Annotated in this window: 10 protein-coding genes; 2 read left to right on the top strand and 8 right to left on the bottom strand. The window is 53.8% G+C overall.

Translation table 11 applies throughout. The features are described 5' to 3' along the window. Positions 1 to 31: 31 nt before the first annotated feature. Together cutC and O6D90_RS09890 are read right to left on the bottom strand one after the other, a co-directional pair. Positions 32 to 778, bottom strand: a complete 747-nt coding sequence (gene cutC / locus O6D90_RS09895) for a copper homeostasis protein CutC (protein WP_016153421.1) — start codon at positions 776 to 778, stop codon at positions 32 to 34. 2 nt (positions 779 to 780) lie between these two features. Further along, complete coding sequence (locus O6D90_RS09890; protein ID WP_016153422.1) at positions 781 to 1,347, bottom strand: VOC family protein; 567 nt, start codon at positions 1,345 to 1,347, stop codon at positions 781 to 783. A 238-nt stretch (positions 1,348 to 1,585) separates the two neighbouring features. On the opposite strand from O6D90_RS09890, the gene argS reads away from it, so the two are divergent. Both argS and mrdA read left to right on the top strand, forming a co-directional pair. Continuing rightward, the gene (gene argS, locus O6D90_RS09885; RefSeq protein WP_016153423.1) at positions 1,586 to 3,319 is read left to right on the top strand and encodes an arginine--tRNA ligase; all 1,734 of its coding nucleotides are present in this window, start codon (positions 1,586 to 1,588) and stop codon (positions 3,317 to 3,319) included. A 183-nt stretch (positions 3,320 to 3,502) separates the two neighbouring features. Next, a complete protein-coding gene (mrdA, locus tag O6D90_RS09880) occupies positions 3,503 to 5,422 on the top strand; it encodes a penicillin-binding protein 2 (protein ID WP_016156805.1) in 1,920 nt (639 codons plus the stop codon). Here mrdA and O6D90_RS09875 read toward each other — a convergent pair. From O6D90_RS09875 to O6D90_RS09850, 6 genes are all read right to left on the bottom strand, one after another. After that, the gene (locus O6D90_RS09875) at positions 5,394 to 6,533 is read right to left on the bottom strand and encodes a glycoside hydrolase family 88/105 protein (protein ID WP_016156806.1); all 1,140 of its coding nucleotides are present in this window, start codon (positions 6,531 to 6,533) and stop codon (positions 5,394 to 5,396) included. The two genes, mrdA and O6D90_RS09875, sit on opposite strands and share 29 nt — an antisense overlap. Next, positions 6,534 to 8,120 (bottom strand): MFS transporter, encoded by a 1,587-nt coding sequence (locus O6D90_RS09870; RefSeq protein ID WP_016156807.1) that lies wholly within the window; start codon positions 8,118 to 8,120, stop codon positions 6,534 to 6,536. A 262-nt stretch (positions 8,121 to 8,382) separates the two neighbouring features. Next, positions 8,383 to 8,775: a flagellar protein FlhE gene (gene flhE / locus O6D90_RS09865; RefSeq protein ID WP_016153427.1), complete on the bottom strand. Its 393-nt coding sequence runs from the start codon at positions 8,773 to 8,775 to the stop codon at positions 8,383 to 8,385. Beyond that, on the bottom strand, positions 8,775 to 10,853 hold the full coding sequence (flhA, locus tag O6D90_RS09860; protein WP_016153428.1) for a flagellar biosynthesis protein FlhA: 2,079 nt from the start codon (positions 10,851 to 10,853) through the stop codon (positions 8,775 to 8,777). The genes flhE and flhA overlap by 1 nt, the downstream gene beginning before the upstream one ends. Beyond that, complete coding sequence (flhB, locus tag O6D90_RS09855; RefSeq protein WP_016153429.1) at positions 10,846 to 11,997, bottom strand: flagellar biosynthesis protein FlhB; 1,152 nt, start codon at positions 11,995 to 11,997, stop codon at positions 10,846 to 10,848. Before flhB ends, flhA begins: the two co-directional genes overlap by 8 nt. Before the next feature lie 140 nt (positions 11,998 to 12,137). Then, positions 12,138 to 14,804, bottom strand: coding sequence for an alpha-L-rhamnosidase (locus O6D90_RS09850; protein WP_016156808.1), 2,667 nt, complete (start codon positions 14,802 to 14,804; stop codon positions 12,138 to 12,140). Positions 14,805 to 14,807: the final 3 nt, after the last annotated feature.

Raw genomic sequence — 14,807 nt, 5'->3', positions numbered from 1 at the left:
TCATATTGGGCGACATGATGCAACGGTAAAATCAGCTGGCCTGGTGGTGTGCAATGATTGCTTTCATTTCCGCAACCGCCGCCCCGTCTACTGCATAGCGTGAATACTCATCCGCCTGTGCATCCGAAGACATCGACAACCCCGAATTGCGATAACGCATGGGGGAAGCCAGCCATACTCCGGCAGAACTGTGGACTTCCTGCACTCCAGCATCAAGGAACAGGGACAAATTCGAGGCGCGAACCCCCGCTCCGGCCATAATGATTGGAGCATTCACCTGCGCAATAAGTTCCATAATTTTTGTTAAACCTTGCGCCGCATCTGATTTTTGCCCGGAAGTCAGCACTCTGGCGATGCCCAAATCAGCTAATTTTTTTAGCGCATTGAGTGGGTTAGCGCACATGTCAAAGGCCCGATGAAAAGTGACGTGCAGCGGTCCCGCCGCGATCATTATTTTCTCCATGCGCGGCATATCGACATCACCATCTGCATCTAAAATGCCGGTTACCAACCCTGAGAACCCCAGATCTCTTACCATTGCAATATCATCCAGCATTGCAGCGAATTCACCGTCGGTGTAACAAAAGTCGCCCCCACGCGGGCGAATAATGGGATTGACCGGAATCGAGATATGCTGGCGAACCGAACGCAAGACGCCCAGGGACGGCGTTAAGCCCCCCTCTTTGGGCGCCGAGCAAAGCTCAATGCGATCCGCGCCGTTTTGCTGCGCCGTGCGCGCGCACTCCATGCTGTAACAGCAGATTTCCAGTAATGCCATACTCACTCCTGACGTTCGCTTGCCACAATGGCCTCAATCGACCACGGATGGAATTTTATCGTCACGCTGCCATCGCTGACCGCCAGCGTTGGATTCGGTAAACGTTCGCGCTCGCCTTTTGGCGAACTGGTTTTTACAAATATACCCGGCTGGCTCAGCCCGTGATCTGAAAGCAGCGCCAGCGCTCGTGCATTCAGCGTCTCCACCTCACCCGGCAGAACAATTTCAACATGCTCCCAGCCTTCATGCGGATAACGCTTTTCGCCCGGCCACGGCAGTTCTACGATAGTAAATTGCCAGTGTTGCACACAAACTGGCTCATCGAGTTTGAACAAGCAAATCGGTCGGCCATTGATGATATTTTCTGACAACAATTCGCCACACTGTTCAAACCCACGACGCCAGCGCTCTGCGGTGGTATTTTGATGACAACGCAGAGAAATGTGATCGGCTTCAAGCGATGAGATATCCAGCCCAAGGCGAGTGGAAAGATCCGTTAACGCCTGAATGAAATGCGGTAAATCTGCGGAAATATCATGCAATTCTGCAACTGTCTGCCAGTTCGCCATAATGAAAGCTCATATCCATATTCAAAGCCGCTAATTTACCTTGTTGCGCAGCCCCAACCAACTGCTGATTTTCTTAAGCGCAATATGAATAATTATACGTAATGACAATGTTTATATTTCAGGCTGCTGGCGATACTCGCAATGCTGACGGCAACGGGCATTTGCAGTATACTCCCGCCCTTAATTCTTAAACTGGTGCGGTGCATTTTAAGCCGCTTCATAAATGTAAGGTATTCCGGTGAATATTCAGGCTCTTCTCTCAGAAAAAGTCAGTCAGGCCATGATTGCTGCAGGCGCGCCTGCAGATTGCGAACCGCAGGTTCGTCAGTCAGCAAAAGTACAGTTCGGCGACTATCAGGCTAACGGCATGATGGCTGTCGCTAAAAAACTGGGTATGGCGCCGCGACAACTGGCTGAGCAGGTGCTGACTCATTTGGATCTCAACGGGATCGCCAGCAAAGTTGAAATTGCAGGCCCGGGCTTTATCAATATTTTTCTCGATCCGGCATTTCTGGCGCAGCACGTTCAGCAGGCGCTGGCTTCCGATCGTCTGGGCGTCACCCAACCGGCTAAACAAACCGTTGTGGTTGATTACTCCGCACCTAACGTAGCGAAAGAGATGCACGTTGGTCACCTGCGTTCCACCATCATCGGTGACGCTGCGGTGCGTACGCTGGAGTTCCTCGGTCACAATGTTATCCGCGCCAACCACGTCGGCGACTGGGGTACTCAGTTCGGTATGCTCATCGCATGGCTGGAAAAACAGCAGCAGGAAAATGCTGGCGAGATGGCGCTGGCTGACCTTGAAGGTTTCTACCGTGATGCGAAAAAACATTACGACGAAGATGAAGCCTTCGCGGAACGTGCCCGGAGTTATGTCGTGAAGCTGCAAGGCGGCGACGAGTACTTCCGTGAGATGTGGCGCAAACTGGTCGACATCACCATGTCGCAAAACCAGTTAACCTACGATCGCCTGAACGTCACCCTGACCCGTGACGACGTCATGGGTGAAAGCCTGTACAACCCGATGCTGCCTGGCATCGTGGCCGATCTCAAAGCTAAAGGCCTGGCTGTTGAAAGCGAAGGCGCTACCGTCGTATTCCTTGATGAGTATAAGAACAAGGAAGGTGAACCGATGGGCGTAATCATTCAGAAGAAAGATGGCGGCTATCTCTACACCACGACCGACATCGCCTGCGCCAAGTACCGTTATGAAACGCTGCATGCCGACCGCGTACTTTATTACATCGACTCCCGTCAGCATCAGCACTTAATGCAGGCCTGGACCATCGTGCGTAAAGCCGGTTATGTGCCGGACTCTGTGCCGCTGGAACACCACATGTTCGGTATGATGCTGGGTAAAGACGGCAAGCCGTTCAAAACCCGTGCGGGTGGCACGGTTAAACTGGCCGATCTGCTGGATGAAGCGCTGGAACGCGCACGCCGTCTGGTAGCGGAGAAGAACCCGGACATGCCTGCCGACGAGCTGGAAAAACTGGCGAATGCGGTCGGTATCGGCGCGGTGAAATATGCCGATCTGTCCAAAAACCGTACCACCGACTACATCTTCGACTGGGACAATATGCTGGCGTTCGAAGGGAACACTGCGCCGTATATGCAGTACGCCTACACCCGCGTACTGTCCGTGTTCCGTAAAGCGGATATCGACGAAAGCGCGCTGGCAAATGCGCAGGTGATTATCAGTGAAGATCGCGAGGCTCAGCTGGCTGCGCGTCTGCTGCAGTTTGAAGAAACGTTGACCGTTGTTGCACGTGAAGGTACGCCGCACGTGATGTGTGCTTACCTGTACGACGTTGCCGGTCTGTTCTCCGGCTTCTACGAGCACTGCCCAATCCTTAGCGCTGAAAACGAAGAGATTCGTAACAGCCGCCTGAAACTGGCACAGTTGACGGCGAAAACCCTGAAGCTGGGTCTGGATACGCTGGGTATCGAAACCGTAGAACGTATGTAAATCAGCTCACCTATCAGGTCTGACTCCGAAATTCGGACTCAGGCCTTTTTTATTTCTGTAACAGGCCATCTGTAACAACTCACAAGGAATGACACATTTCCGTAGAGATATGGAACATTTTTTGCCTGTCATCCCGTTTAAGCCTCCGTATCATGAGGCGGCGAATTAATCGGGTACGGGTCAATGACATTCAGAGATTTTGAGGCGGAGGAAAAACTCTTCCAGCGGCGTGTATTGGTGGCCTTTGGCCTGGTGGTCATCTGCTTTGGCATCCTGATTTACAATCTCTACAACTTACAAATCTGTCAGCACCAGTATTACACCACCCGCTCAAATGCAAACGACATCAAAATGCTGCCCGTGGCCCCGACGCGCGGCATGATTTACGATCGCAACGGCATCCCGCTGGTGCGCAACGTAACCTGGTACGACATTTCCGTTACGCCTTATAAAATCAGTGATATGAATGCCCTGATCAGGCAGCTCACGCCTATCATTGACCTCACTCCTGATGACATTGACCAGTTTCGCCATGCGCTGAAAGCCAGCAGCCGCTATCGCCCGGTCGTGCTAAAAAATGCGCTGACCGATGTGGAAATCGCCCGCTTCTCGGTTAACCAGTTTCATTTCAGCGGCGTCAATATCAATAGCTATGAAGACCGCCAGTACCCTTATGGCGCAGCGCTGGCGCATGTCCTTGGCTATGTGTCAAAAATCAATGACAACGACCTGAAAGCGCTCGATCAAAAAGGCCTGACAGAGAACTACGCCGCCGATCACAACATCGGTAAGCAGGGTATCGAGCACTACTATGAAAATGAACTGCATGGGAAAACCGGTTATCAGGAGGTCGAAGTTGATAACCACGGACGCATCGTACGCCTGATCAAAGATGTGCCGCCCGTTGCCGGAAAAGATATCCATCTGACGCTGGACCTCCATTTACAGCAATATATTGAGAGTCTGTTGGTGGGCCAGCGGGCCGCCGTTTTGGTTGAGGATCCACATGACGGTTCCGTGCTGGCAATGGTTTCGAACCCCAGCTATGACCCCAACCCGTTTGTCAAAGGTATCAGCTATCAGGACTATAACAAGCTGCTTCAGGATAAGGACCTGCCGTTAATCAACCGCGTCACGCAGGGGTTGTATCCTCCCGCCTCCACGGTCAAACCGTATATGGCGATGTCAGCATTACTGGACGGCGTGATCACGCCGCAGACCCGTTTCTTCGGCGCCCCCACCTGGACGCTCCCCGGCACGGAGCGACATTACCGTGACTGGAAAAAAACGGGCCACGGTATGCTGGATGTCACCAAAGCAATTGAAGAATCTGCCGACACATTCTTTTATCAGGTGGCGTATATGATGGGGATTGACCGTATTAACAGCATGCTCAGCCAGTTTGGCTATGGCAAGCCGACCGGCATCGATCTTGGTGAGGAGTATAACGGCCTGCTCCCGAGCCGCGAATGGAAGCAGAAAGTGCATAAAAAAGCCTGGTATCAGGGAGATACCATTTCGGTTGGCATCGGCCAGGGCTACTGGATTGCCACGCCGATCCAGATGGTTAAAGCCATGGTCGCGCTGATTAACAACGGCAAGGTTATCGCCCCTCACCTGCTACGTGATGAAGAGAGCGGAAAAGTCATCACGCCGTACCAGGCTCCCGAAGCACCGTCACAAATTGCCTCTGCTTCGTCCCCCTACTGGGGACTGGTGCGTCAAGCGATGTTCGGCATGGCGAATGAGCCAAACGGTACCGGTTATAAGTTCTTTCACACCGCGCCTTACGGCATTGCAGCGAAAAGTGGCACATCACAGGTCTTTAGCCTGAAAGAAAATCAGACCTACGATGCGAAAATGATCCCCGTACGTCTTCGCGACCACGTGTTCTATACCGCATTTGCGCCATATAAGAACCCGAAAGTCGCCATAGCGTTAATTCTGGAAAACGGCGGCAGCGATGGCGTCACCGCCGCACCAGTCATGCGTCAAATCATGGATCATCTGTTTGCTGCGCAGGACGACGACGCACAAGCGGGTCCGATAGCCGCAACGCCATCGGACACCGATATCAAAAATACTTACGCAAGTATTCGGTAAGGCACAGCATCGCCATCGCCTGACCGTAAGGCATGGAGGTCCGGGGGATGTTGCGGTAGAAATCGAGATTGTGGCCCATCCCGGTACCAAACGAGGTATGCAGCAATTCACCTTCCGGCGAAATATGTTGCACAATGCCTCTGATGGCTTTTTCGGCTACAGCCGCATAGTCTTGTCCGACATAGCGTTTACGTACCGCTTTGAGGATCCCATAGGCAAATCCGGCGGTTGCCGAGGCTTCCAAATACGACTGCGGGTCGTCCAGCAAGGTGTGCCACAGTCCGCTTTCATCCTGGCACTTCGCCAGCGCCGCGATTTGCGCGTTCAAAACCTGCACCAGATAGCGGTGCACTGCATTGTTTTCCGGCAAATCAAGTAATTCGAGGAAATCCGGGATGACTATAGTTAACCAGCTGTTGCCACGCGCCCAGCGAGCGTTGGCGAAGTTATGCTGTCCTTCATAGCTCCAGCCGTGGAACCACAGCCCCGTTTCTTTATCCATCAGGTTTTGCACGTGCAGCAGGAACTGATAGGTTGCCTCTTCAATATACTCGGGACGGTTGAGCAACTTGCCAATCTTCGCCAGCGGTAAGACCGTCATCATCAACGTGTCATCCCACATCTGCTGGTGATTTTCTTCCGCCAGCGTAATGTGCTGCATACCGCCGAATTGGGTACGCGGCATGTCATGCATTGCCCACTCAGCCCAGCTGTCGAGCCACGGCAGATACGCGGGATTACGCGTCTCTTCATAGCGATATGCCAGCGTTAAAAACGGTGCCATGGTGTTGACGTTTTTGGTCGTTGCACCTTCCGCAAAGCGATCGGCAAACCAGCTGTCGATAATATCGCGCATCGCGGCATCGCCGGTTTGCTGATAATATTGATACATCCCGTACAAGCCGATGCCGTGCGTCCACTCCCATCCCGCCCAGCCTTTGGTATCAATAACGCGTCCGTCATCCAGACGTAGCAAGAACTCGCCGGTCTCATCATGAATATTGACCAGATTATGCGTCACCTTTTTGATCAACGCTTTTAATTCATCCCTGGCAATAAAATGTTCTGGCTGGCGCAACAATGGGCTGTGTTTAACCGGATAAACAATCATTTACTTAACCTCTGTCAATGTCGAATTCAATACAGCACCCTTTTCCAGTTTCGGTGCAGCTGGTTTATTACGATTCAGGTAACCAATATTGTTGTTACCCCAAAGTGATTCATAAGGCATGCCCGATAGCATCTCTACGGTCGCGCGTCCTTTAGCGGATAGTCCTTCCAACACGGGTTGCCCGGACTCACGCATTTTTGCTGTCTCTTCACGCAGGGTGCTGTGCGTTTGCAGGTTCAGTTTGAAGCGCAAGGAAACCAGGAAACCCATCGCCAGAACAATCAGCGTTCCGCAGCTCAGAATTAACAGGATGGTATGACTGACCGCCGCGGGTTGTGCGCTCTGACCGGAGACAAAACCAGACAACTGCATCACAATCCCCACCAGCATCACCGCTCCCGCCTGCGACGCTTTACGCGTTAACGTCATAATGCCGGCGAAGATCCCTTCCCGACGCTGACCGGTAATCACTTCGTCAACGTCGGCAATATAGGTGTAGATATTCCAGGGAACGTAGTTGATACCACCGCGTCCTAAACCCGCAACGGCGGAAACCAATAGCAACAGAGAATAAACATCGCTTAATCCGGCGTAATACAGCCCCGCATAGGAGAGTGAACTGAGGCCAAACAGGACGACCACCATGCGATAAGACGGCGCAGGTCCGAAACGGATGCACAATGGGATCATGGCGATAACGGCAATAAACTGGAAGATAGCCATCGTACCCAGCAGGTTTGACGCCATTGATGCTTCCTGCATCAGCACAAACACCACATAGTAAGTAAAGACGGCGTTAAAGACGTCCTGGGCAATATAGCCGCCAAGATACATTCCTAAATGCTGGCGAAAGATACGGATGCGCAGTGTTGAACTCAGTTCCACAAATAAACGGTTCATACTCTGACTCAAGGTCAGGCTTTTCTTCTCTTCTTCGGCTCGCAGCGCCGCCTCAGTCCACTCTTCCCGTGGGCGTTCCCAGGTAAAGAACCAGACGAAGGTCAGCATCAGTGCACACAGCACAGAAAACACCAGGCTGGCGTAGAAAAAAGAGACGGGGTTGTCCTTGCCAAACAGCGTCAGCAGAACGCCAGGTAAGAATGAGGCCAGAATGGCAGACATTTGCGCCATCGAAATGCGCGCGCCGGAGAATTTGGTTTTCTGTTTAAAGTCATCGGTCATTTCGGGTACCAGCGTTTCGTATGGCACCAGAATCATGGTGTAGACCACGTCAAAAATCAGATAGGTGAGCAGGTAGTACCAGAACCCCATATCACCCACCCACATTAGTGAGTAGCTAAAGACACAGGGGATCCCCAACAAAATAAAAAACTTACGTCGCCCAAAGCGTTTGCCGAGCCAGGTGGAGCCAAAGTTATCGGTTAAAAAACCCATTAATGGGCTAACAACGGCATCCAACACCCTGGCGGTAGCGAAGATAAAGGTTGCTTCGATTGGCGTCAGGCCACAGAACGTCGTGTAAAAATAGAGTAGCCAGGCAGCGGTTAACGCCGTGGTGCCTGCGCCTAAAAAATCCCCCGAACCGTAGGCAAAATAGTTAACCAACCCAATTTTACGTGTATTCATTGCCGTTACCCCTGCACATTATTGGGAGGCCCCGCAATCCTCGCTTTGACATTGGGCCTCCTTACAGGGCCACAGTAAAAGCTAACAGCAAGTGAAACCTTTCTATTTTTGCCAGGGGTATTCGTGAAATGGCAACAGCACAAAGAGTCCGGCAACGTATGTCACCTATTTTATAAAACAGCGTTTCTATTTAATCAAAGAGGCGGACTAGAATTGCGAAGCAGCCAGCAGTTTCTGCTGCTGGCCGGAATGAAGGGAGGCGTTAACGATAGTTCACAATCACCTGATTGCTCTGAACTTGCAAGGCGGGGATCAAGCGACCGCCACCGGGTACTTCCCAGACAAAATGCATCGGTTCGATGGCGGGAACATTATTGAATCCGTTGGTGGTCCCGCTTTGCCCGTCCAGCTCAACACAGCGGGACTGAGAACATAAACGCACCCGTAAACCCGCGGGCGTTGGGCCATTGAGCTCATAGCGCCAGGCCACCAGCGTCATCAACCCCGAGACCGGCTGGCTGGGCGTCAGAGGTGAAGACGAGGCTGACTGGCCGCGGTGATTTAAAGTAATCCCCATACCGCTGGCCTGCCAGGCGCCTTCTCCGGCAGCCTGCGCTACCAGAGGAAAAAACAACAACCACAGTAATTTACGCATTACTTACCTCCAATAGTCGCCGTCATACGGATATGGCGGTTGTCAGACAGCTCCATGTTCGATAACACCACCAGTTGCGGAATGCTGCGACGTAAAAAGCGAGCCAGTAACGGACGCAACGCGTGGTTAACCAGTAAGACCGGCGGCGCACCCAACATTTCCTGACGGGACAGCGCTTCCTGAGTCTGGGCCAGCAGTCGGTCTGCAAGACCCGGCTCCAGACCGCCGCCGCCCTGCAGCGCCTGCAGAAGCAAACGTTCGAGCGGAGTATCAAGGCCGATAACCTGAACCTCTTCATTACCCGGGAACCACTGCTGAGTGATGGCGCGTCCCAACGCAACACGTACCACCGCGGTAAGCTCATGCGGATCGTTTTGCAGCGGTGCATGTTCAGCCAGCGTTTCGAGAATGGTGCGCATATCGCGAATCGGTACTTTCTCATCCAGTAAGTTCTGCAGCACTTTATGCAGCGTAGTGAGCGTCACGACGCCCGGGACCAGGTCTTCTGTCAGTTTTGGCATCTCCTGCGAAACGCGGTCCAGTAGCTGTTGCGCCTCCTGACGGCCAAACAGCTCAGCAGCGAACTGCCCAATCAGGTGATTAAGGTGCGTGGCGACAACGGTACTGGCTTCAACAACCGTAAAGCCCTGAATCTGCGCCTGTTCCTTCAATGCGCTTTCAATCCAGATAGCGTCCAGACCGAAAGCCGGATCGACCGTTTTCTCGCCCGGCAGTGACCCGGCGGCAGTACCAGGGTTAATGGCCAGCCAGCGTCCCGGATAGGCGTCACCGCTGCCAATTTCCACCCCTTTCATCAAAATACGATAGCGGGCTGGCTGCAGATCCATATTGTCGCGGATATGTACCACCGGCGGCAGAAAGCCCATATCCTGGGCAAATTTCTTACGAATACTGCGAATTCGCCCCAGCAACTCGCCATCTTGCTGAAAGTCCACCATTGGGATCAGGCGGTAGCCTACCTCCATACCCAGGGAATCCTCCAGCTGTACGTCATTCCATGTTGCTTCCACCACGGAGTTGTTTTCCGGCATTTTCACCGGCTGCGGCTCATCGGGAGCTTTTTGCTCACGACCACGCATCCACCAGGCCAGACCCAGTAACGCGGCGGTAAACATCAAAAATACCAGGTTCGGCATCCCCGGAACCAAACCCAAAAGACCAAGCACCGCCGCACTAAGCAGCATGACACTAGGATTACTGAACAGTTGGGTCACCATCTGTTCGCCTACATCCTGGTCGGTACTCACGCGGGTCACGATTACCCCCGCCGCGGTGGAGATTACCAGCGCAGGAATTTGCGCCACCAGCCCGTCACCGATGGTCAGCAGGGTATAACTTTCCGCTGCGCTACCCATGCTCATACCATGCTGCAACACCCCGACTAACAGACCGCCGACCACGTTGATCACCATAATCAAGATACCGGCGATGGCATCTCCACGTACGAATTTACTCGCACCGTCCATAGAGCCGTAGAAATCCGCTTCCTGCGTCACCTCCGAGCGCCGTTTTTTGGCTTCATCTTCGCCAATCAGACCCGCATTCAAATCCGCATCAATCGCCATTTGCTTGCCTGGCATACCATCCAGCACAAAGCGCGCGCCAACCTCGGCGATACGTCCGGCACCTTTGGTGATAACCATAAAGTTGATAATGACGAGAATAACGAAGACCACGATACCGATCGCAAAGTTACCGCCCACCAGGAAGTGACCAAAAGCTTCAACCACCTTTCCCGCCGCCGCCGCGCCGGTATGCCCTTCCATTAAAATGATACGCGTCGACGCAACGTTCAGGGCGAGGCGTAATAATGTGGTAAACAGCAAAATCGTCGGGAATGCGGCAAACTCCAGCGTACGCTGGGTGAACATCGCCACCAGCAGCACCATGATCGACAGCGCAATGTTAAACGTGAACAGCAAATCGAGGACGAAAGCCGGCAACGGCAACACCATCATCGACAAGATCAGCAGGATAAGGATCGGTCCGGCAAGGATTTGCAGTTGCGTGGATTTCAGGTTGCTGGGCAAACGCAACATCGCGACCAGATTAGCCATCAGTATTCTTCTCGTTCATGAAATCCAGTGCTTCAGGCACCGGAAGGTTTTCAGGTTGTGGTGGACGCTTGCCGCCGGCGAGACGCCAGCGTTTTAGCTGCCATACCCATGCCAGCACTTCGGCAACGGCGGCATATAATTGACCCGGTATTTGTTGCCCAATCTCAGCATGACGGTATAGCGCACGCGCCAGCGGCGGCGCTTCTAACGTAGGGACTCGATGTTCAGCGCCAATCTCACGAATGCGCAGCGCCACCAGCCCCGCGCCTTTGGCAACAACTTTCGGCGCGCTCATTTTGTTCTCGTCATACTTCAACGCCACCGAATAGTGCGTGGGGTTGGTAACAATCACGTCCGCTTTCGGCACATCCGCCATCATGCGACGCTGCGCGGCCGCGCGCTGCATTTGGCGTATTTTGCCCTTAACGTGCGGGTCGCCTTCGCTTTGCTTAAATTCGTCACGAATATCCTGACGCGACATGCGCAGCTTTTTCAGATGGCTGTAAATCTGGAAAAAAACGTCGAACCCCACCATCGGAATAACGCCAAGCACCACCAACAGCGCGCACATGCCAACTAAATCCAGAGCGTTGCCCATCGCCGTAATCGGCGACTCCGCCATCAAACGCATCATCGCCGGCCAGTTATGCCAGAGATAAAATCCGGCCACGCTCCCCACCAGCGTGGATTTCAGTATCGCTTTGAGCAGTTCCGCTCCGGTTTGCGCTGAAAACATGCGTTTAATGCCCGGCAACGGATTCAGCTTAGAGAACTTGGGCTGCAGAGATTTACCGCTGAAAATCAAGCCGCCAAGCATCACCGGGGAGATTAATGCCACCAGAACGACGCCGGTAATCAACGGTAACAGCGCAATCATCGCGTCTTTAATCAGCAGGATGATTTGGCTGAGGATCAGGTTAGGGTCATTGACCATACTGTGGTCAAAACGTAATCCGGCCGACAGCATACCGGCCAGTCTGCGGGCAAGCGACTCCCCGCCAATCCAGATAATGCACACGCCCACCAGCAAAATAAGCAGTGAGGTCAGCTCTTTGGATCGGGGGACTTGCCCTTCTTCCCGTGCTTTTTCAAGTCGGTGGGGTGTGGGGGCTTCTGTTTTGTCGTCGTCGCTTTCTTCTGCCACGGCATTACTCTCGTCGTCACGGTCACGAGTATTATCGCGACCGCAACCATTGCCAATGCGTCGAATAGCGAAACGAAAACAGAGGAATTCGAGCGTTCGTTTGCCACGACAGCGCGAACGCTGCCGTGACAATCACGCGGTTAGCGCTGCCAGATAACGCGATAATGGCCCGATCCCACCTGCGCGCCATAGCCGCCATCTACTGGCGCGAAGTCGAGGCCATCGGTATCGAGCAGCGTTTGTGCGCCATCGAGGATCACCATTGAGTGAGTATTCGGTGGAATATCTACCTCAAGAGTGATGGTCTGCAAGCCATCGCGCGCCGGTTCCTGCGTCCAGTAGACGGCAATATCACCATATACCGAGCCGTATCGCGCTTTCAGCCATGTCAGGCCACCGCCCGGAATAGGCCGCAGTACCGAAGATTTAAATCCCGGCGCGTGTTCTTCGGTATTTATTCCCGCCGCCACGCGATACAGCCATTCACCGATCGCCCCGTAGGCATAATGGTTGAAGGAGTTCATGTCCGGGCTCCACATTGTGCCGTCCGGTTTCACGCCATCCCAGTGTTCCCAAATCGTCGTCGCCCCAGCTTTTACCTGATACAACCAGCTTGGGAAATCCTCTTTCATCAGTAATTGCCACGCCGCGTCGGCCTGCCCGTTTTCGCTCAATGCGAGACAGAAATAGGGGGTGCCGACAAACCCCGTCACCAGATGACCGTCATTTTCCGCCAGCAGTTCCAGCAGCGTTTGCACGGTGCGCTCGCGGTGCGCGTCCGGCACTAACTGGAAGTAAAGCGCCAGAATATGCGCCGTTTGCGTGCGTGCCGCCAGCCGCCCGGTGGCGGTAAAAAACTCATTGCGGAAGCTTTCGACAATCGCGGTATGCAGCGCCTGATAATGAGTGTGGTCAACGTCATTTCCCAGTGCTTTGGCTGATTTCGCCAGCAGCAGCGTGGACAACGCATAGTAGGCCATGCAGGTCAGTTCATTCGGCGTTGCGCCAAAATAGCTGCCCTCTTTGGCATCCAGCGCAACCCAATCGCCAAACTGCAGTTTCCACGACCACTGGTTCTCAACAGCGTTGTCATGCATAAACTCCACCCAGGCTTTCATGCTGTCGTACTGGCGGGCCAGCGTCTGTTTATCGCCGTACATCAGGTACAGCGTCCACGGGTTAATCACCGCCGCATCGGCCCAGGCTGCGGCGGAATGGGTGCGCCCGTGGGATAAAAAGCGGTCGTTGTCGCATTTGCCGGTAAGGATATCGGGGATGACGTGCGGCACACCGCCCTCCGGCGTTTGGTCGTGCTGAAGATCGGTCAGCCATTTGGCAAAAAAAGTGCGCGTCTGCATCAGATAACTGGCGGTGCGGCAGAAAATTTGCGCATCGCCCGTCCATCCCAGACGTTCATCGCGCTGCGGGCAGTCGGTTGGGATATCGACGAAATTGCCCTTAAGCCCCCACATGATGTTGTGATGCAGTTGGTTGAGATCCGCATTTGAGGTTTCAATGTGACCCGTCGGCGTCATCGCGGAATGCAGCACAACCGCGACAAAATCATCCCGCGTCGGCGTGCCAGGCCAACGTTCAATCAGCACATAACGGAAACCCTGAAAGGTAAAATGCGGGTGAAAACATTCTTCACCCTCGCCGCGTAAGGTGTAATCAATGCACTGTTTGGCGGTGCGCAGGTTCGCCAGATAAACATTGCCTTCGGCATCCAGCACTTCAAAATGGCGCAGCACCACGCGCTCACCTGCCGCACCGCGCACCCGAAACTCCACCCAGCCGCTGAGATTCTGGCCAAAATCAAGCACCGTCTCACCTTTTGGCGTCGTGATGATTGAGCACGGCGCAAGCCGTTCTATTTCTTGTACCGGGCAGGCCGTTTGCGGTTGCAGCACCGAAGTCTCTGCCGCAAGCGTCGTCACCGCGCGCCAATGCCCGGCGCTAAACGCAGGCTCGCTCCAGCCACGCTGCTCCCGACGTGCGTCATACACTTCGCCATCATAAATTTCAGCAAACAAAATGGCGTCATCGCTGCCCTGCCAGTGTGCATCCGTGGCGATTATCCGCTGGCTACCATCGCGGAGCGTCACCACCATATGGCAAATAAACCCCGTCTGCTGGCCGTAATAGTTGCGATAGCGGTTGAAGCTCATATCCCCTTTATACCAACCCGCCCCCACCATCGCGCCAATCACGTTTTCGCCTTCTCGCAGGTGCTCGGTCACATCCCTGGTTTGATACAACAGATGGTGGTGGTAGCTCGTCCAGCCGGGCGATAACTCATCACGCCCGACTTTTTCGCCGTTGATCCACAGTTGATACAGCCCCAGCGCGCTGGCATGTACCACCGCCGAAACAATGTCATCACCGTCGGGCAAACTGAACGCATGGCGCAACAATGTGCCTTTTGAGTTGTCTTTATCCTGCGGCGTTTCAGCCGAGATAAACACCCCTTGCCACGCTCGCGCTGGCAGGCCGGTAATAAACGTTGCCGCCGGGCTCCAGCCGCTCTCTTCACCGTGGTTGTCGGTAATATGCACCCGCACAAAATAGCGCGTCGAGTGCTGGCAGGCGACGTCGGGCAATTCGATATTACTGGAGCGGTCATCGTGCATTTCGCCGCTGTCAAACAGGCATTGGGCAAAATCTTCTTGCGCCGACAGCTGCAAACGCCAGCTACGCTGCTGTACATCGCGCAAGGTGCTGGTGATTATCCAGCCGAAAACCGGCAACGTTTCGCAGCCCGTCAGCGTGGTTTCATAGTTGAGCGTAATCTTTTCTACTGCCAACATAAT

This window comes from Citrobacter sp. 21OH12SH02A-Citro, assembly GCF_027919895.1.
Classification (GTDB): domain Bacteria; phylum Pseudomonadota; class Gammaproteobacteria; order Enterobacterales; family Enterobacteriaceae; genus Citrobacter; species Citrobacter braakii.
This window is presented reverse-complemented; position numbering and strand designations above follow the sequence as displayed.

What these genes read in the sequence shown, in the direction of transcription:
- cutC (WP_016153421.1), bottom strand. Translation starts at nt 778, where the DNA reads ATGGCATTACTGGAAATCTGCTGTTACAGCATGGAGTGCGCGCGCACG.
- O6D90_RS09890 (WP_016153422.1), bottom strand. Translation starts at nt 1,347, where the DNA reads ATGGCGAACTGGCAGACAGTTGCAGAATTGCATGATATTTCCGCAGAT.
- mrdA (WP_016156805.1), top strand. Translation starts at nt 3,503, where the DNA reads ATGACATTCAGAGATTTTGAGGCGGAGGAAAAACTCTTCCAGCGGCGT.
- O6D90_RS09875 (WP_016156806.1), bottom strand. Translation starts at nt 6,533, where the DNA reads ATGATTGTTTATCCGGTTAAACACAGCCCATTGTTGCGCCAGCCAGAA.
- O6D90_RS09870 (WP_016156807.1), bottom strand. Translation starts at nt 8,120, where the DNA reads ATGAATACACGTAAAATTGGGTTGGTTAACTATTTTGCCTACGGTTCG.
- flhE (WP_016153427.1), bottom strand. Translation starts at nt 8,775, where the DNA reads ATGCGTAAATTACTGTGGTTGTTGTTTTTTCCTCTGGTAGCGCAGGCT.
- flhA (WP_016153428.1), bottom strand. Translation starts at nt 10,853, where the DNA reads ATGGCTAATCTGGTCGCGATGTTGCGTTTGCCCAGCAACCTGAAATCC.
- O6D90_RS09850 (WP_016156808.1), bottom strand. Translation starts at nt 14,804, where the DNA reads ATGTTGGCAGTAGAAAAGATTACGCTCAACTATGAAACCACGCTGACG.